18 protein-coding genes and 2 pseudogenes are annotated in these 15,924 nt (G+C 71.3%); 7 read left to right on the top strand and 13 right to left on the bottom strand.

The genetic code is table 11. The features are described 5' to 3' along the window. The first annotated feature begins 152 nt into the window (after positions 1-152). Together nirK and IE168_RS00640 are read left to right on the top strand one after the other, a co-directional pair. Positions 153-1,529, top strand: coding sequence for a copper-containing nitrite reductase (nirK, locus tag IE168_RS00645; protein ID WP_189494088.1), 1,377 nt, complete (start codon positions 153-155; stop codon positions 1,527-1,529). A 135-nt stretch (positions 1,530-1,664) separates the two neighbouring features. Further along, on the top strand, positions 1,665-2,225 hold the full coding sequence (locus IE168_RS00640; protein ID WP_189494087.1) for a hypothetical protein: 561 nt from the start codon (positions 1,665-1,667) through the stop codon (positions 2,223-2,225). A 22-nt stretch (positions 2,226-2,247) separates the two neighbouring features. On the opposite strand, the gene IE168_RS00635 is transcribed toward IE168_RS00640, so the two are convergent. The 9 genes from IE168_RS00635 to IE168_RS00595 all read right to left on the bottom strand — a co-directional run bounded on the left by IE168_RS00635 (position 2,248) and on the right by IE168_RS00595 (position 10,180). After that, positions 2,248-2,601, bottom strand: coding sequence for a thioredoxin family protein (locus IE168_RS00635; RefSeq protein ID WP_189494086.1), 354 nt, complete (start codon positions 2,599-2,601; stop codon positions 2,248-2,250). Then, on the bottom strand, positions 2,601-3,008 hold the full coding sequence (locus tag IE168_RS00630; protein WP_189494085.1) for a host attachment family protein: 408 nt from the start codon (positions 3,006-3,008) through the stop codon (positions 2,601-2,603). The genes IE168_RS00635 and IE168_RS00630 overlap by 1 nt, the downstream gene beginning before the upstream one ends. A gap of 82 nt (positions 3,009-3,090) precedes the next feature. Continuing rightward, positions 3,091-4,428 (bottom strand): MATE family efflux transporter, encoded by a 1,338-nt coding sequence (locus IE168_RS00625; RefSeq protein ID WP_229822969.1) that lies wholly within the window; start codon positions 4,426-4,428, stop codon positions 3,091-3,093. A 7-nt stretch (positions 4,429-4,435) separates the two neighbouring features. Continuing rightward, positions 4,436-5,299 (bottom strand): 4,5-DOPA-extradiol-dioxygenase, encoded by an 864-nt coding sequence (gene ygiD / locus IE168_RS00620; RefSeq protein WP_229822968.1) that lies wholly within the window; start codon positions 5,297-5,299, stop codon positions 4,436-4,438. 30 nt (positions 5,300-5,329) lie between these two features. After that, positions 5,330-5,638 (bottom strand): hypothetical protein, encoded by a 309-nt coding sequence (locus IE168_RS00615; RefSeq protein WP_189494083.1) that lies wholly within the window; start codon positions 5,636-5,638, stop codon positions 5,330-5,332. Positions 5,639-5,663: 25 nt separating this feature from the next. Continuing rightward, a complete protein-coding gene (locus IE168_RS00610) occupies positions 5,664-6,005 on the bottom strand; it encodes a DUF3325 family protein (RefSeq protein WP_189494082.1) in 342 nt (113 codons plus the stop codon). After that, on the bottom strand, positions 5,998-7,668 hold the full coding sequence (locus IE168_RS00605; RefSeq protein ID WP_189494081.1) for a PepSY-associated TM helix domain-containing protein: 1,671 nt from the start codon (positions 7,666-7,668) through the stop codon (positions 5,998-6,000). The genes IE168_RS00610 and IE168_RS00605 overlap by 8 nt, the downstream gene beginning before the upstream one ends. Positions 7,669-7,682: 14 nt before the next feature. Continuing rightward, a complete protein-coding gene (locus tag IE168_RS00600; protein ID WP_189494080.1) occupies positions 7,683-7,994 on the bottom strand; it encodes an iron uptake protein in 312 nt (103 codons plus the stop codon). Beyond that, complete coding sequence (locus tag IE168_RS00595) at positions 7,994-10,180, bottom strand: TonB-dependent siderophore receptor (protein ID WP_189494079.1); 2,187 nt, start codon at positions 10,178-10,180, stop codon at positions 7,994-7,996. The genes IE168_RS00600 and IE168_RS00595 overlap by 1 nt, the downstream gene beginning before the upstream one ends. Before the next feature lie 204 nt (positions 10,181-10,384). On the opposite strand from IE168_RS00595, the gene IE168_RS14730 reads away from it, so the two are divergent. Next, positions 10,385-10,909 carry a cytochrome b/b6 domain-containing protein gene (locus IE168_RS14730; RefSeq protein WP_189494078.1) on the top strand — a complete coding sequence of 175 codons (525 nt, stop codon included), beginning with the start codon at positions 10,385-10,387 and terminating at the stop codon, positions 10,907-10,909. A 20-nt stretch (positions 10,910-10,929) separates the two neighbouring features. Here IE168_RS14730 and IE168_RS00585 read toward each other — a convergent pair whose 3' ends face one another. Next, positions 10,930-11,541 carry a protein tyrosine phosphatase family protein gene (locus tag IE168_RS00585; RefSeq protein ID WP_229822967.1) on the bottom strand — a complete coding sequence of 204 codons (612 nt, stop codon included), beginning with the start codon at positions 11,539-11,541 and terminating at the stop codon, positions 10,930-10,932. A 36-nt stretch (positions 11,542-11,577) separates the two neighbouring features. Beyond that, positions 11,578-11,913 (bottom strand): ArsR/SmtB family transcription factor, encoded by a 336-nt coding sequence (locus tag IE168_RS00580; protein WP_229822966.1) that lies wholly within the window; start codon positions 11,911-11,913, stop codon positions 11,578-11,580. Positions 11,914-11,987: 74 nt separating this feature from the next. Here IE168_RS00580 and IE168_RS00575 point away from each other — a divergent pair, with 74 nt between their 5' ends. Genes IE168_RS00575 through IE168_RS00565 form a run of 3 tightly spaced genes read left to right on the top strand, consistent with a single transcriptional unit; the run spans position 11,988 to position 13,704 of the window. Beyond that, positions 11,988-12,860: an MBL fold metallo-hydrolase gene (locus IE168_RS00575; protein ID WP_189494077.1), complete on the top strand. Its 873-nt coding sequence runs from the start codon at positions 11,988-11,990 to the stop codon at positions 12,858-12,860. Then, complete coding sequence (locus IE168_RS00570) at positions 12,857-13,282, top strand: YeeE/YedE family protein (protein ID WP_189494076.1); 426 nt, start codon at positions 12,857-12,859, stop codon at positions 13,280-13,282. Before IE168_RS00575 ends, IE168_RS00570 begins: the two co-directional genes overlap by 4 nt. Continuing rightward, positions 13,279-13,704, top strand: a complete 426-nt coding sequence (locus IE168_RS00565) for a DUF6691 family protein (RefSeq protein ID WP_189494075.1) — start codon at positions 13,279-13,281, stop codon at positions 13,702-13,704. The genes IE168_RS00570 and IE168_RS00565 overlap by 4 nt, the downstream gene beginning before the upstream one ends. 75 nt (positions 13,705-13,779) lie before the next feature. Here IE168_RS00565 and IE168_RS00560 read toward each other — a convergent pair. Together IE168_RS00560 and groEL are read right to left on the bottom strand one after the other, a co-directional pair. Next, positions 13,780-15,141, bottom strand: a pseudogene (locus tag IE168_RS00560) (ISCR element clade Ia family transposase); the annotation flags it as partial. Between the two features lie 188 nt (positions 15,142-15,329). After that, positions 15,330-15,557: pseudogene (gene groEL / locus IE168_RS00555) on the bottom strand (chaperonin GroEL); the annotation flags it as partial. A 7-nt stretch (positions 15,558-15,564) separates the two neighbouring features. Between groEL and IE168_RS00550 the strand changes: the two are divergent. After that, the gene (locus IE168_RS00550) at positions 15,565-15,924 is read left to right on the top strand and encodes a CopD family protein (protein ID WP_049881948.1); all 360 of its coding nucleotides are present in this window, start codon (positions 15,565-15,567) and stop codon (positions 15,922-15,924) included.

The raw sequence follows: 15,924 nt of genomic DNA, 5'->3' as shown, positions 1-15,924 counted from the left end.
AGGTCAAGCAGGCGGCATTTCCGTACCAGCGCGTATGCGCTTGATCCAGGTCATGGCCGCATCTCCGGCGCGCGACTAACGTGCAGCCCATCGGCGAAGGAGCAACCGCTCCAACGCCCCACCGGCTCCGTTAACCCGCAAGGAAACACGCCATGAGGAACCTGGTACTGCTGTTCGCCCTCGCCGCCGCCGGCGGCTTCATCCCGCAGGACGTCGCCGCGCAGGGACCGTCCTCGGTCACGCCCGTCGCCGACGTCAACTTCAGCCTCCGCACCGCCATCCAGGACGGGCAGATGGTGTTCATCGGCAACGCCGGCGCCATCAAGGACCAGGTCAACCCCGATCTGCGCGTACCCGAGGGCGCGGTGGTCGCGATCACACTCACCAACGCCGACGGCGCCATGCATGACATCGCCGTGCCCGACTTCGGCGCCCAGTCCGACCAGGTGATCGGCGAAGGCGCCGCCACCACGATCGTGTTCCGCGCCACCAAGGGCGGCACCTTCGAGTACCTGTGCACGATCCCCGGCCACAAGCTCGCGGGCATGGTCGGCAAGCTGATCGTCGGCGACGTCAAGGAAGTCGTCAGCACCGCGATCGACGTCGCCAAGGATCCGGCCCATGTCGGCGAGCCGGTCGGCGACCGCGCACCCAAGCACATCACCTACGACCTGCTGACCACGGAAGTGGAAGGCAAGCTCGCCGACGGCAGCACGTACCGCTACTGGACCTTCGACAACACGGTGCCCGGCCCGCTGCTGCGCATCCGCCAGGGCGACACGGTCACCATCAACCTGAAGAACGCCGAGGACAGCATCAACATCCACTCGGTCGACTTCCACTCCGTCACCGGCCCCGGCGGCGGCGCGGCGGTGACCCAGGTGCGCCCCGGCGAGACCAAGAGCTTCACCTTCAAGGCGCTGCACCCGGGCCTGTTCGTCTACCACTGCGCCACGCCGATGATCGCCCACCACATCTCCAACGGCATGTACGGAATGATCCTGGTCGAGCCCGAGGGCGGCCTGCCCAAGGTCGACAAGGAGTACTACGTCATGCAGGGCGAGCTCTACACCGCGCAGAAGCACGGCTCCAGCGGCCTGCAGGAGTTCTCGGTCGACAAGCTGCTCGACGAGAAGCCCGAGCACCTGATGTTCAACGGCTCGATGAACGCGCTGACCAAGACCTTCAACATGGAGGCCGTGGTGGGCGAGGAGGTCCGCATCTTCTTCGGCGTCGGCGGCCCGAACCTGACCTCGAGCTTCCACCTGATCGGCGAGGTGTTCGACCGGGTCTACGACCTGGCCTCGTTCACCAGCCCGCCTCTGAAGGACGTGCAGACCACGCTGGTGCCCCCGGGCGGCGCGACCATGGTGGAGTTCAAGGTCGACTACCCCGGCAAGTACATCCTGGTCGACCACGCGCTGTCGCGCGCCGAGAAGGGCCTGGCCGGGTTCCTCACCGTCACCGGCGAGGCCGACGCGACGATCTTCGACAGCAAGGAAGGCATCGACGCCTCGTCCGGCCACTGACCGGCCAGTCGATCGCGATACCGGCGGCCCCGCGAAAGCGGGGCCGTTTTTCGTGGCGCTGTCAATCGCCGTCGCACACCAAGTCGTCATGCCGCAGTCACGCCGGATGAGACGAAGACGGGGACAATAGGCGCCATGCACCAGATGATCGAACTCCATCCCGCGGCCGACGCCCTCGACGTCCTCGGCCTGCCCGCCATCCCCTATCCCGTCGCGCTGCCGGTGTTCCAGGCGGCGGTGGCCAACGACGACGGCGGGCTGCCGCTCATCGACATGCTGCGCGGCCTGCAGCTGCGCGCGGCGCAGGCGGCCGACTGGCAACGCCTGGCGCCGGCCATGGCCCGGCTGTCCGAGCTGGTGGCGGGCGACGACGGGCGCGCGCTGGTGCCGGTGGACGGCGAAGGCTGGCGGATCGACATCGGACCGCTCGCGGCGGCGGAAGGCGTGGTCGCGCTCGTGCGCGACGAGGTGCTGCTGGCCGCGGCCGCACACGGTGGCGACGGCGGCCTGCGCGTGGCCGCGTGGCATCCGCTCGACGCAGGCACCATCGGCCGGCTGGTCGACCTGGCGCGCGCGGATCGCGATGCGACCGGCGGCGAGGACCTGTCGCCCTGGCACGGGCAGTGGATGCAGCCGCCGCGCCGGCCAGCCTGCGTGGCCGCCGACATCGCCGCCTGGAACGCGCCGCGGGGCTGAGCCCGGGCGCGCACGTGGCCTCTCAGGGCGTGCGCGCGAGCGCGTCGCGCAGGGGCTCCAGGTCCGCATCGGCCACCGGTCGCACCACGCGCACCAGCTCCATGCCCGAGCGCACGAGCACCAGCGTCGGCCACAGCTTCACTCCGAACGAACGTCCCAGCGGACGGCCGCGCCCGTCCTCGATCTTGAGGTGGCGGACGTTCCAGCGTCGCGACAGCAGCGCCCGCAGCGCGGGCTGCGCCGCCTGGCAGTGGCCGCACCAGGGCGCGCCGAACTCCAGCAGCAGCGTGCCCTCCATGGCGTCGAGGTCGCTGCGCGCCGGCTCCCCGGCGGCATAGCCGCCCTGGTAGCCGCCGGCGCCCGCGTCCGTGGCCATCAGGCCGTGGGACCGCGCAGGGCCGCTTCGATATCGGGCAGCGGCGAGTTGGTCAGCGTCTTCGGCACCTCCAGCAGCAGGCGCTGCTGGACCTCCTTGTGCAGCAGCGGCCGCATGCGCCCGAGCGTGGTCGGATCGGCCACCAGCACCAGGTGCGCGAACGCCTGCTTCAGCGCGCCATCGTTGAGTGCCAGGGCCAGCTGCTTGGCGAAGGTGGCCTCGTCGATCTGGGCGCCGGTGGATTCGTGCGGCATGCTGCCGGCCGGGCCGTCGTCGTCCATGTTCACCAGCTCGCGCAATTCCACCTGGTGCAGCGACAGCGCGCGCTCGTCGCCACGGTTGCGGAACAGGCGTGCGTTGCCGCCGTCGGCCACGACGACCAGGGCATCGTTGGGAACCATCGTCATGCAGGCGTCCTCGGGGAAATCGGGCGTCCACCTTTGCCGATGCCGGATCAATGCCGCGTGACCCGTGGCGCTGACGCCGCGCTCAGCCCGCCGGCAGCCGCGCCTGCAGCCGGCGGAGATGGGGCCAGAGCGCGACCGCGCGCGCCACGACATACGCCACGAACGCGGCCCAGAGCCCGTGGTTGCCCCAGGCCCTGGTCGCCGGCCACGCCAGCAGCAGGAACACCGTCGTCGACAGCAGCGCCGCGTTGCGCATCTCGCGCGTGCGCGTGGTGCCGATAAACACGCCGTCGAGCTGGAACGCCGCCACCGACAGCAGCACGTACAGCGCCGCCCAGGGCAGGTGCAGCGCGGCCGAATCGCGCACCGCCGGCAGGCTGGTCAGGGCGTGGACCGCCGCTCCCCCCGCCAGCAGGATGGCCAGCGAGAGCGCCAGCGCCGTCGCCAGCGCCAGTTCGCTGGTCAGTCGCATGGAGCGCCGGAATCCCGCCCGGTCGCGTGCGCCCCACGCCGCGCCCACGCGCGCTTCGGCCACGAAGGCGAAGCCGTCGAGGAAGAACGCGCTGAACGACACCAGCTGCAGCAGGATGTGGTTCGCGGCCAGGGTCACGTCGCCGAAGCGCGCACCGGCGTTGGCGAACCAGCCGAAGGCCAGCAGCAGGCAGAGCGTGCGCACCAGGATGTCGCCGTTCGCGGCCATCGCCTCGCGAATGCGCTGCGGGTCGGCCACGCGCCGCCAGTCCAGCAGCGGCGCCGGATCGCGATGGCGCCAACGCAGCACGCGCAGCGCGACCACCAGCGCCACCGCGCAGGTGCCCCACTCCGCGATCGCGGTGCCCAGGCCGATGCCGCGCGCGCCCATGCCGAGCATGCCCGCGAACCAGACGTCGAGGCCCGCGTTGAGGCCGTTGAGCAGCAGCTGCACCAACAGCAACTCGCGGCTGCGTCCCAGCCCGATCAGCAGGCCGCTGACCGCGAACAGCGCCAGCGCCGCCGGAGCGCCCCAGATGCGCGCGCGGAAGTACTCGCCTGCCACCGACTCCACCGCATCGCTGCCGTCCATCAGGCCGAAATACAGCCAGGTGAGCGGCCACTGCAGCACCAGCAGGGCCGCGCCGATGCCGGCGCCGAGCAGGAGCGCGCGCGCGAACGTCGCCCGCACCTCGGCCTCGTCGCCGGCGCCGCGCGCCTGCGCCACGAAGCCGGTGGTGCCCATGCGCAGGAAGCCGAAGCTCCAGTAGACGAAGTTGAACAGCAGCGCGCCCAGCGCCAGCGCGCCGAGCTCGGTCGCGCTGCCGTAGTGGCCGATGACCGCAGTGTCGACCAGGCCAAGCGCTGGCACGGCCGCATTGGCGAGGATGATCGGCCAGGCCTGCCGGGCGACGGCGGCGCGGGTCAGCGGCTCCGTGGACCCTGCCAAGGCGGCGCTACAGGTTGGACGCGTCCGCGGACACCACGCTGGACGGCGCCGCCGCGCCGGCACCCGGCTGGTCCTGGCGCGGGCACTGCGCATCGAGCGTGTACGAGGTCATCGACAGCGAGCCGTAGGCCGGGCCTTCCACGAGCACGTCCGCGCCCTTGCCCGCCGCGGCGGCGAGGCCGGCGAGGTAGAGCAGCGGCAGGAAGTGCTCGGGCGTCGGTGCGGAGCGTGCGTAGTCGCGGTGCGAGGCCAGTGCCGCCGCGTCGCCGGGGCGCTCGGCCAGCACCCGCCTGGCCTCCGCATCGAAGCGCGCGTTCCAGTCGAAGGCCGCGTCGGGCTGGGTCCAGTCCATCGCGCGCAGGTTGTGGACCACGTTGCCGCTGCCCAGCACCAGCACGCCGCGCTCGCGCAGCGCGGCCAGGCGCGCGCCCATCGACACGTGCCAGCCGGGCGGCTTCTGCGCATTGATCGACAGCTGCACCACCGGGATGTCGGCGTCGGGGAAGGCGTGCACCAGCACCGACCAGGTGCCGTGGTCCAGGCCCCAGCCATCGACGTCCCGACCGACATGGTCGGGCCTGGCGAGATCGGCCACCTCCTCGGCCAGCGCGGGCAGGCCCGGCGCCGGATAGTCGACTTCGAACAGCGGCTTCGGGAAGCCGTAGAAGTCGTGGATGGTGCGTGGCCACGGCATCGCCGTGACCGCCGTCGCATTGACGTACCAGTGCGCCGAGATCGCCAGGATCGCGCGCGGGCGCGGCACCGACGTGCCGAAGGCACGCCAGGCCTCGGTGTAGCGGTTGCGCTCGAGGGCGTTCATCGGGCTGCCGTGGCCAAGGAACGCGGCGGGCATCAGGGGGACGGTCGCCATCGAGCACCTCCTTGCTGCGGAGCGCCCAGTCTAGAGCCGCTCGACGGCCGTGGCCCGCACCAGCACCTCGTCCTGCCGGAAGCGATGCTCCAGCGATTCGCGGTAGTGGCGCCACCAGGCGTGGTCGACGTGGTCGACCATGACTTCGACCAGGACCACGTCGTCGCGCTGCACGTCGCCGTCGTCGTCCTCCCACAGCCCGGTCGCCGGCGCGCGGCTGAAGGCGGTGACGCCGCCGAAGTGCCCGGCGAGCTCGGCGCGCACTCCCTCGAACAGTGCGCGGTGAACGCGCTGGCCGCTGGTGTCGTACAGCGGCAGGAACATCTGGACCAGGTGCATGCGCGACAGCGTCGGCCGCGCTGCGTCAGCGCGCGGTGAACGTGCGCTCGCGCACCCACGGCACCAGCACGCGCAGGCGCCGGGGACGGGTGGCCAGCACCATGGCGATGGCCACGGCGGCGGCCGCCAGCAACATCGTCCATACGAGCACGGCCATCGTGGCGTGGTCGGTGCGCAGGCAGCATGCCAGGGCCAACAGCAGGGCCGAGGCGCCCAGCCCGCGCAGCATCTTCAGCTGGCGCACCCGTGGCAGCCGGCCCCAGGCCTGAAGCGCATGCGTCGGCATGGCCAGCGCCAGCCAGCCCATGCCCGCGAAGGCGCAGGCGGAGGCGACCAGCAGCCAGAGCGCGGCGGCGGGATCATGCATGGCGCGCCTCCGCGGCCGGCCTCGGCGCGTAACGCGCAACAGCCGCGCGCCGGCCAAGCCGGTGCGCCGCGACACCCGCGACCGCGGCGACGGCCAGCAGCGCGAGATCGACGCCGGCCACCGGCCAATAGCCATCGGACAGCGTGCGCAACAGATGGTCACCGGTCGTGGCCCAGTTGAGCAGCGGCGCGACAACAGCGAGGGCGGCGATCGCCCAGGCCTGCTCGCGCCACGCCGGATTCGGCAGACCACGCGCCACCGGCGCGCTGCGCCAGGCGGCATGCAGCAGCGCCAGCACCCAGGTGGCCCAGAAGGCGCGCTGCTCCCAGTCGCCGCGCGCCGGCAGGTCTTCGGGCAGCAGGCGGTTGGCGACCAGGATGCCCAGCGCGGCCAGCACCATGCCGGTGACCGAGGCCACCGCCAGCGCATCGACCACGCGCGCGCCCTGCAGGCCACGGGCGGCGTGCTGGCGCTTGCGCTTCTCGACGAAGAACACGAAACCGGTGGCGATGCAGACCGCGCCGGCCAGGCCGCCGAAGACGTACAGCCAGCGCAGCAGCCAGTGGCGGAAATGCTGCAGGTGCAGGCCGGTGAGGAATTCGGCCACTCGCCCCACCGTGGTCGGCGGCGGATCCTCCCGGATCAGCTCACCGTTCGAGGCCGTGTAGTGGATGCCGTCGCCAACCAGGGCGATGCGGTCGGTGCCGGCGCGGTACACGCTCACATAGCCATTGGCGTCGCCGGGATGCATCAGCACCAGGAAGCCGACGTCGCCGGCCTTGCCGGCCTGCTCCCAGCGCGCGCGGGCGTCGGCGACCATGGCATCGACGTCGGCCAGTTCCGCCGGCACGCCGGCGCGCGCGTGCGGCAGGCCGGTCTGCTGCGCCTCGAGCGCCGCGGCGCGGTCGTGCAGCCCGTGCAGCTGGGTATGTCCCAGCGGGAAGTAGTACGTCGCCGCGAAGATCAGCAGGCCGGTGAGCGCGAAGAAGAAGTGGAACGGCAGCGCGACCACGCCGGTCAGGTTGTGCAGGTCGAGCACGCTGCGCAGGCGCTGCTTGCCCGGGCGGAAGGTGAAGAACTCGCGGAAGAGCTTCCGGTGCATCACCACGCCGCTGACCAGCGCCGCCAGCATCACCAGCGCCGAGAAGCCGACGATCCAGATGCCGAGGTTCTTCCAGTCCAGCGTCAGGCCGTAGTGCATCGGATAGAAGAAGCCGCTGCCGATCCTGAGCTGGTCGTTGGGCAGCACGCGGCCATCGCGCGGGTCAACGGTGGCCTCCGCGTAGATCTGCTCGCCGTCATGCCTGGCGTTCGGCAGTTCCCAACCCGCGAACAGCGCCACCACCGGATCGCGGTGTGTGGTGTACGCGCTCCAGTAGGCGACGGTGTCGAAGCGCTCCGGCATGGGTCCGTCGACCTGCGGGCGCATCGCATCGATGGCCTGCGCCGTCGGCTGCATGCGCTCGAAGGCGGGACGCAGCACGGCGTCGTACGAGGGCATCGGCTGCGGCTCGATGCGCGTGGCCGGGATCGCCCAGCGGTCGAACTCGCGGTCGAACACCGACAGCGCACCGAAGAAGAACGCGGCCATCAGCACGAAGCCGAGCACCAGGCCGAACCAGGTATGGAGCCAGGCCATCGCCTGGCGGAACGTCGCGAACATCGGCTGCGTCCTCCTCAGGTCAGTGCAGCCTGCACCGCGGATCCCGCGCCGGCCAGGACCGCGCCGCCAATGACCAGCACCGTCCACACCGGCCACAGCCGCCGCGCCGAAATCGCCCACAGCAGCGCGGAGAGGCAGGCCGCCACGCCGAACAGGCTCGACAGGAACTCGGCGTCGTGGAAGCCCATGCCGCCCGCGACCATCAGGCTGGTGGCCGCGGCCACCAGTCCCCAGGCGAAGCCGTAGCCGCCGAGCACGCCGGCGGCGATGCGCGCCAGCAATGCAAGGCGCGGTGAGCGGGCGTGCGGCATGGGCGTGGCCGACATCAGAACCGCCAGTCGACGCTGAGCGTGTAGTTGGCCGGCGCGCCGTAGTAGCCGCTGTAGCGCAGGGTGTTGATGTACTTATCGTCGGTGATGTTGTTGGCGTTGAGGCGCAGCGTGGCGTCGGGAGCGACGTCCCAGGCGACGAACGCGTTCAGCACCGCATAGCTGTCCTGGCTGACCCGGTAGCCGCTGGCCTCGGTATTGAAGATCCCGCCCTGCCAGCGCCCGCCCAGGCCCCAGGACAGCGCAGGAAGCGCCGCGACGCGCCCGCTCAGCAGCAGGTTGGCCGCGCGGCGCGGAACCCATGGATACGTGTCGCGGCCATCGAGCCCGTCGAGCCGCAGCGCCGTGTAGCCGGCCACCAGTTCGAGGTGTTCGGTCAGCCGGCCCACCGCTTCCAGCTCCACGCCCTTCGAACGCACGTCCACCGGCGCATAGATCGCCATGCCGAACTCGTTGTACCGGCCCGTCGGCGTGGCCAGGCCTTCCTGGTCGGCCTTGAACACCGCCACCGTGGTCAGCAGGCGCCCGTCGAGCCAGTCGGCCTTGATGCCGGCCTCGTAGTTCACGCCCTGGCTGGCGTCGAGGTAGCGGTCGTTCTCGTCGACCTGGTCCTGCGGCTGGTAGATGTCGGAGTAGCTGACGTAGCCCAGCACGGTGTCGCTGAAGTCGAAGGTAAGGCCGCCGTAGGGGCTGGTGTGGCGCGTGGTCTGGTCGAAGGCCAGGTCGTAGGAGCGGCCGCTGCGGCGGTAGCGCGCATGGTTGGCACCGACGATGGCCTTGAAGCGGTCGGACAGCGCGATGCGCGTGGCCGCGAAGGCGCGCGTCAGCTCCTGGTCCAGCTCGGAATACAGCGCAGGCTCGCTCCAGGCCGGCTCCGGGATCGCATCGGTGGGATACGGAAACGGCGGCAGCGGCCCCCAGGCCGGCGACGAGAGGTCCGCCGTGCGTTCGCGGCTGTCGGTGGTGCTGCGCGCGCGGCTCAGGCCGACCATCGCCTCGTGCTCGCGGCCGAACATCCGGTACGTGCCGTTGAGGGTGGCGGTGCCGAGGTGCGCCGTGGCCTCGTCGTCGCCGCCCCAGGGATAGCCCGACAGGCCCAGGCCGGTGTCCGGATCGAGCCCCGTGCCCAGCCCGTCGAAGGCGTAGAACATGCGCTGGTCGCCGGTGTTGCGGCGCCAGTTGTACGACAGCCGGAGCTCCCAGTCGTCCGCCACGTCGTGCGTGTACTCGGCGAAGGCCGTGTGCGCGGTCGTGTCCCAGTACGTCCAGTCCTGCGTGGTGCTGGCGCTGCGCGGCCACTCGCGCTGGGTGCCGTCGCTGTTGCCGAAGGTCAGCGCCCCCCACATGATCCCGTCGGACTTCGCGCGCTGGTACGAGTAACCCAGGGCCAGCGTCCCGTTCCCGCCGACCTGGCCATCGACCACGCCGTAGAAGAAGTCGCGCGAATTCGCGTTGGCGTCCAGCCAGGAATCGCCGTGCTCGTGCGCCGCGACCACGCGTCCGGCCCAGATGCCATCGGCGGTGAACGGCGTGGAATAGTCGACCTCCGCGCGCAGCGTGTTCCAGGATCCGTACGACAGCCCCACCCTGCCCTCGCGCTCGTTGGTCGGGCGTTTGCGCACGTAGTTGATCGTGCCCGACGCGTTGCCGACGCCGGTCAGCAGCCCGTTGGCGCCGCGGATCACCTCGACCTTCTCGTAGCCGGCGGCATCGACCGCGCCGGTGGTCACGCCCCAGCCGTTGGGCAGGCCGACGCCGTCGACCTGGGTATTGAGGATGTCGAAGCCGCGCGCGCTGTAGCTGGTGCGGTTGGTCTCCCACTCGTCCACGCGCACGCCGGTGGCCAGGCGCAGCGCCTCGTTGACGCTGTCGGCGGCGAACCGGCGCATCTGCTCGGAGGTGACGACGGAGATCGACTGCGGGGTTTCGCGGATGGACAGGTCGAGGTTGGTGGCGCCGTTGCTCACGCGGTTGGCGCGCTGGCCGACGACGCGGACGGCGTCGAGGTCGGTGGCGGCGAGCGCACCCGCCTCCGCCGACTGTGCAACAGCAAGGCAGGGCGCGATGCCCAGCGTGAGCGGCAGGGCCAGCGCAATGGCGCGCCGCAGAGGGACTGCGCGGAGCGCGGGAACGGCAAGGCGGACGCGCGCGGGCGGCAAGAGGACGGGACGGATCGGATGCATGGAGGTCGGCTGCAATTGGACGTAGGGGACGAGCCCTGTGTCCGCTGGCGACCTCGGCTGGCGGGACATGCGGGAAATCGGCGCCGGCGTGGGCCGGACAAGGGGTCATTAGATGCGAACGATTCCCATTTTGCAATCGACACTTGCCGCGCGCGGCTGACCGAATGGGTGATGATGGCGGCGCGTCCGCTCCCTACTTTCCGAATGCAGGCGCCATGGATCCCGACCCGACCACCACTCCACGGCGACCAGCGCCTGGCCATCACCCAGGCCGACGGCCAGCAGTGGCGGATGGCGATGAACAATCCGCCCGTGCTGGCGGTCGGCACACCGGAAGCCTTCGACGCGCAGCTGCGCGCGATGGCGCCCGAACGGCCACCGGCAAGCCGGATCCGGCGCGGGTGGCCGCCTTCTTCGAAGCCCATCCCGAGTGCGCTTGCCCGCGCCAGTCACTGGGCGCTGTACGCGCTGATGCTGGCGTTGCCGCTCACCGGCTGGGCCATGCAGGGCGCCGCAGGCCTGCCGGTGCGCGTGGGCGGCGTCGTGCTCCCCGCGCTCGTGGACGCCGACCTCGCCCGCTACGGGCTGCTGCGCGAGCTGCATGCCTGGCTGGCCTATGGACTGCTGGCCCTGGTACTCGGGCACGCCGGGGCCGCGCTGCACCACGCCTGGGTGCGCCGCGATGGCGTGTTCGAACACATGACACTGGGCCGGCGCAGGTGCGACTGAGCCGGGCTGCGCGGCAGCGGTCAGCCGGCGTCGTCGCAGTCCGCGCCATCGGCGGCACGGTCCGCGCTGGCCACGCAACGCGGGCTGGCGATGCGCTCGCGGACCTCGCCCTCGAGACCGGCAAGCCCCCAGCGCCGGCCCTCGGCGACCGCGGCCTCCTCGTCCGCGCCCTGCAGCCAGGCCGCGCGCAGCGCCACCAGCGCACCCACCCGGTTGCCGCTGCCGCAGTGCACCAGCGTGGGTGCATCGGCGGCCTGCAACAGGCGATCGAAGGCCAACACCGCGGCACGGTCGAGGTCGCCGGCCCCGGCGATCGGCAGGGGGTCGTAGCGCATCCCCGCCGCCTGCACCGCCGCGGCCTCGTCGAACCCGGGCGTCTCCGACGCCGGTGCCAGGTTGATGACGTGGCGGATCCCGGCAGCGCGCAGCGCGGGAAGGTCGTCGCCCGTGATGCGGCCGCCGGAACGGATGCCGGCGGCCGGAGTGGCGAAACGTTCGAGCACGGGGGAGGTCATGGTCTTCTCCTGGTCGGCAGTGGTGGGCGGCACGTCGCCGGGCGTGCTGCACGCGGCGACGGCCCAGGACAGCGCAACGGCCAGCGCAGTGGCGGCGCGGGTGGGTCGTCGGGTCATGGCAGGGTCCTCATGGCGGGGTGCGGGCGCCCCTGGTCAGGGCTGCGCGCAGAAGGCGGCGTGCAGCGCATCGAGCACGCCCACCGCCGGCCCCTGCGCGAGCGAATAGTGGATGCACTGCGCCTCGCGCCGGGTGTGCACCAGCGCCATGTCGCGCAGCACCGCCAGATGCTGCGACAGCGCCGAGGCCCCCAGGCCAGTGGCGGGCTGCAGCTCGCCGACGGTGCGCTCGCCCTGCACCAGCTGGCACAGCACCAGCAGGCGGGCGGGATGCGCCAGCGCCTTCAGCAGCGCCGCCGCCTCGCCGGCGTGCAGGGCCATGTCGCGGGCCAGGAGGCTGGCGTCAGGAGCTGTGGTGGCTTCACCGGGCATCGTGGCGGGTCGCTTGACAGGTCGTGGGTGCGGCACTACTTTAGCAATTCCTTAAGTATATGGAAAGCCCCACGATGAAGCCCGAGGTGGAGAGCTTCCACGACGCCGCCACGGCCACGTTCTCGCACATGGTCTACGACCGCGACGGCGGCCATGCCGCCATCGTCGATCCGGTAATGGACTACGATGCCGCCACCGCACGCACCGGGTTCGCGTCCGCGCAGCGCCTGCTCGACTTCGCGCGCGAGCACCGCCTGCGCGTGGACTGGATCCTCGAGACGCATGCCCATGCCGACCACCTCTCGGCCGCCGCCTGGCTGCGCGCGCAGACCGGCGCCCGCGTGGCCATCGGCCGCGGCATCACCGCCGTGCAGTCGCACTTCAGGCAGGTCTTCGGACTCGACGATGCATTCCCGGTGGATGGTCGCCAGTTCGACCACCTGTTCGCCGACGGCGACACCTTCGCCGTCGGCGCGCTGTCCGGGCGCGTGTTGGCCACCCCCGGTCACACCGCCGACAGCCTGACCTATGTGATCGGCGATGCGGCGTTCGTGGGCGACACCGTGTTCGCGCCCGACACCGGCACCGCGCGCGCCGACTTCCCCGGCGGCGATGCGGCCACGCTGTACCGCTCGATCCGCCGCCTGTTCGAGCTGCCCGACGACACCCGCGTGTTCCTCTGCCACGACTATCCGCCCGACGGGCGCGAGCCGCAGGCGGAGACGTCAATCGGCGCCCAGCGCGCGCGCAACGTGCACCTGGCGGGTGATGCCAGCGAAGACGCGTTCGTGCGCCTGCGCACCGGGCGCGACGCCGGGCTGGCGGCGCCGAAGCTCATCCTGCCCGCGCTGCAGGTCAACATCCGCGGCGGCGACCTGCCGCCGCCCGACACCGACGGCGTGCGCTACTTGCGCCTGCCGCTCGACCGCTTCCGCACCGGCGCATGAACGCGGCGTGGGTGATGGCACTCGCCGGCGGCGTGCTGATCGGGCTCGCGGCCACGCTGCTGCTGTGGCTTGGCGGCCGCATCGCCGGCGTCAGCGGGATCCTGGGCGGCGTGGTCCAGCCCCGTCGTGGCGACACGGCCTGGCGCCTGGCGTTCCTCGCGGGCCTGCTGCTGGCCGGCGGCGTGGCGATCCCCCTGCTTCCCGGCATCGCCACGCCGCGCGAGAGCTACCCGCCGCTGCTGCTGGTGGCGGCGGGCCTGCTGGTGGGCTTCGGCAGCAGCCTCGGCAACGGCTGCACCAGCGGTCATGGCGTCTGCGGGCTGGGCCGGCTATCGCCGCGATCGCTGGCGGCGGTGCTGACCTTCATGGCCACCGCGGTGGCGACGACGTGGATCGTGCGTCATGCCGGGGGCTGGGCATGAAGCGGGTCATCGCGGCGGCGTTCGCATCGGGCGCGCTGTTCGGCGTGGGCCTGGCCGTGTCCGGCATGACCGATGCGCGGCGCATCCTGGGCTTCCTCGACGTGGCCGGCGCCTTCGACCCCACCCTCGCCTTCGTGCTGGCCGGCGCCGTCGCCACCACGCTGCTGCTGTTCCGCCCGGTGCTCCGGCGCGGCCGCCCGCTGTTCGACGACGCGTTCCGCCTGCCGCGGTCGACGCAGGTGGACGCGCGGCTGCTGGGCGGCGCGGCGCTGTTCGGGGTCGGCTGGGGGCTGGCTGGGTACTGTCCGGGTCCGGCCCTGGCCGGGTTGGGCACGGCCGCGCGCGAAGCCCTGTGGTTCGTGCCGGCGATGCTGGTGGGCATGGCGGTCCAGCGGGTTTTCAACCGCGGATCGCGCCGCTGACCGTGGCAGACGTCAGTCTTCACACCCTCTCCACGTACGCCAACCCGGGCTGAAGCTGCCGACGGAGGCCAAAAAAAAGACCCGCTTGAGCCGTTGCGCCCAGCTCATCGCACGGCGCTTCTGCTCGGGGCTGCGCGGCTCGTCGTGGGCGCTTGCGTCAACCGGCGCCGCATCGCCCGCAGGCCGCCTGCCGCGCCCCGAGGGCGTCAGCTGCGCACGCAGGTTTGCATTCGGGGCGAATACGCCGTGGAAGCGGGTGAGATGCGCGCGAGGTGGCGGGACCAGTGCCGCCAGCTTGGCGATGAAGTCCACCGCATCCCATTCGACATGCGTGGTCCCATTTCGCCACGGCGTCGTGAGCTGATACCGCACCCTACCCTGCGGTGAGATCGACAGCCGCTGCTCGCTGATCGCCGGGCGCGTGATGTAGCGGCACAGCTTTTCGAGCTTGTGGCTTTCGTGTGCTTCCGCGGCCACGCCGGCATGCAGCGAGAAGCCGCCGACCTTGCCGGCGTCGCCGTCCAGAGAACCCGCATCACCGGGTAGCGTTTTCAGGGTGACGACCTTGCGGCCAGCGTCGCGACCGGTGGCGATGCGGTAGGTCATCGAACTCATCCGCAGCCCATCCATGCCGTCGTCGCTACCCGCGCTGTCGGACAGGAACACGGATTCGTCTTCGCCTTCCAGCCAGCCTTTGCGCGTCAGGTGCCGGCAGACGCGATGCGCGATGGTGTTGGCGAGCTGCGTCAGTTGCGCAGAGGTGGGGGCACGGGCGCGGCGCAGGCGCGGCTTGCGCCGCGGGGGCTCGACGTTCGCGTCGTACACGCCGTCGAGCCACAGCATGTGGAAGTGAACATTCAGGTTCAGCGCGCTGCCGAAGCGCTGGATCAGCGTCACCGCGCCGCACTGGGCGCTGGCGCGGTCGATGCCGGCTTGATCGGCCAACCAGCCGGCGATCACGCGCTGCACGATGCCCAGCACCGGGCCAATGGCTTCTGGCTTGCTGGCGAACAGGAAACGCAAGGGGTACGGAAAGCTCAGCACCCATTGCCGCACCGGCCGCGGGCCGAACACCTCGTCCACCAGATGCCGCGCCGACTCGGCCATGCGCCGCGCGCCGCAGCTCGGGCACAGCCCGCGCTTCTTGCAGGAATACGCCACCAGCCTCTCGGCACGACAGTGCTCGCAGACCACGCGCAGGAAGCCGTGCTCGAGCACGCCGCAGCGCAGGTAGGTCTCGAACTCCTCGCGCACATACTCGGGCAGCGAGCGGTCTTCGGCCTCAAGACGCGCGATGAAGTCCGGGTAGTGCGCCTGCACTAGCGCGTACAGCAGCGTGCGCTCGGGCAGGTGGCGCGCGTAACGCGCAGCGGCGTGGGCGGCCGGCAGTGGCGCGCACACCTCGGCCTGCCGCCGGGGTGCGGTCAGGCGCGGCACGCAGCGCTCCGTTGCAGGGACGGCTGCTCAGGGTTGCGCCCGCGAGCACGCGTTCATATCGGCGTTTTCTGATCTTCGCGTCAGACATTGCCGCGGGGCGGGTAGGAAGTCTCCCGCCTCGGACGCCAGAACGCACAAAGCCCGGCACGAGGCCGGGCTTTGTGGTCTTGCTTGATGGATCGCGGGGCTTAGAAATCCATGCCGCCCATGCCACCCATGCCGCCCGGCGGCATCGCCGGCTCTTCCTTCTTCGGCAGCTCGCCGACCATCGCCTCGGTCGTGATCATCAGGCCGGCGATCGACGCGGCGTTCTGCAGCGCGGTACGCGTGACCTTGGTCGGGTCGAGGATGCCGGCCTCGAGCATGTCGACGTACTCGCCGGTGGCGGCGTTGTAGCCGAACGCGCCCTGGCCATCGGCGGCGGTGCTGTACCTGCCGCGCATCCTCGTGAACCTGGCCGAGGCAGGCGAACACCCGGCCGTGCGCGAGCGACTGGTGTTGATGGGGCGCAGGCTCTCCCGCTTCGGGCACGTGCTGTTCGGCATCGCGCTGCTGATGGGGCTCACGCTGTGGCTGCACTTCGGTTTCGCCGGCGGCTGGCTGCACGCCAAGCTGTTGCTGGTCACGCTGGTGTTCGTCTTCAGCATCGTCATCGGGCGTTGGCTGAAGGCTGCCGAAGCCGGGCGTCCGCTGCCGTCGGCACGTGCATTGCGCTGGATCAACGAGATCCCGCTGGTGCTCCTGGTCGGCATCGTCTATCTGGTGGTCGGCAAGCCGTTCTGA

It is taken from the genome of Luteimonas padinae, assembly GCF_014652935.1.
Taxonomy (GTDB): domain Bacteria; phylum Pseudomonadota; class Gammaproteobacteria; order Xanthomonadales; family Xanthomonadaceae; genus Luteimonas; species Luteimonas padinae.
Note: the sequence above shows the minus strand (reverse complement) of the source record. Positions and strands in the feature narration are given on the sequence as shown.

Bases quoted from the DNA above. Each gene is read 5' to 3' on its own strand.
- nirK (WP_189494088.1), top strand. From the start codon at position 153: ATGAGGAACCTGGTACTGCTGTTCGCCCTCGCCGCCGCCGGCGGCTTC.
- IE168_RS00640 (WP_189494087.1), top strand. From the start codon at position 1,665: ATGCACCAGATGATCGAACTCCATCCCGCGGCCGACGCCCTCGACGTC.
- IE168_RS00635 (WP_189494086.1), bottom strand. From the start codon at position 2,601: ATGGCCACGGACGCGGGCGCCGGCGGCTACCAGGGCGGCTATGCCGCC.
- IE168_RS00630 (WP_189494085.1), bottom strand. From the start codon at position 3,008: ATGACGATGGTTCCCAACGATGCCCTGGTCGTCGTGGCCGACGGCGGC.
- ygiD (WP_229822968.1), bottom strand. From the start codon at position 5,299: ATGGCGACCGTCCCCCTGATGCCCGCCGCGTTCCTTGGCCACGGCAGC.
- IE168_RS00615 (WP_189494083.1), bottom strand. From the start codon at position 5,638: ATGCACCTGGTCCAGATGTTCCTGCCGCTGTACGACACCAGCGGCCAG.
- IE168_RS00610 (WP_189494082.1), bottom strand. From the start codon at position 6,005: ATGCATGATCCCGCCGCCGCGCTCTGGCTGCTGGTCGCCTCCGCCTGC.
- IE168_RS00605 (WP_189494081.1), bottom strand. From the start codon at position 7,668: ATGTTCGCGACGTTCCGCCAGGCGATGGCCTGGCTCCATACCTGGTTC.
- IE168_RS00600 (WP_189494080.1), bottom strand. From the start codon at position 7,994: ATGTCGGCCACGCCCATGCCGCACGCCCGCTCACCGCGCCTTGCATTG.
- IE168_RS00595 (WP_189494079.1), bottom strand. From the start codon at position 10,180: ATGCATCCGATCCGTCCCGTCCTCTTGCCGCCCGCGCGCGTCCGCCTT.
- IE168_RS14730 (WP_189494078.1), top strand. From the start codon at position 10,385: ATGCAGGCGCCATGGATCCCGACCCGACCACCACTCCACGGCGACCAG.
- IE168_RS00585 (WP_229822967.1), bottom strand. From the start codon at position 11,541: ATGACCCGACGACCCACCCGCGCCGCCACTGCGCTGGCCGTTGCGCTG.
- IE168_RS00580 (WP_229822966.1), bottom strand. From the start codon at position 11,913: ATGCCCGGTGAAGCCACCACAGCTCCTGACGCCAGCCTCCTGGCCCGC.
- IE168_RS00575 (WP_189494077.1), top strand. From the start codon at position 11,988: ATGAAGCCCGAGGTGGAGAGCTTCCACGACGCCGCCACGGCCACGTTC.
- IE168_RS00570 (WP_189494076.1), top strand. From the start codon at position 12,857: ATGAACGCGGCGTGGGTGATGGCACTCGCCGGCGGCGTGCTGATCGGG.
- IE168_RS00565 (WP_189494075.1), top strand. From the start codon at position 13,279: ATGAAGCGGGTCATCGCGGCGGCGTTCGCATCGGGCGCGCTGTTCGGC.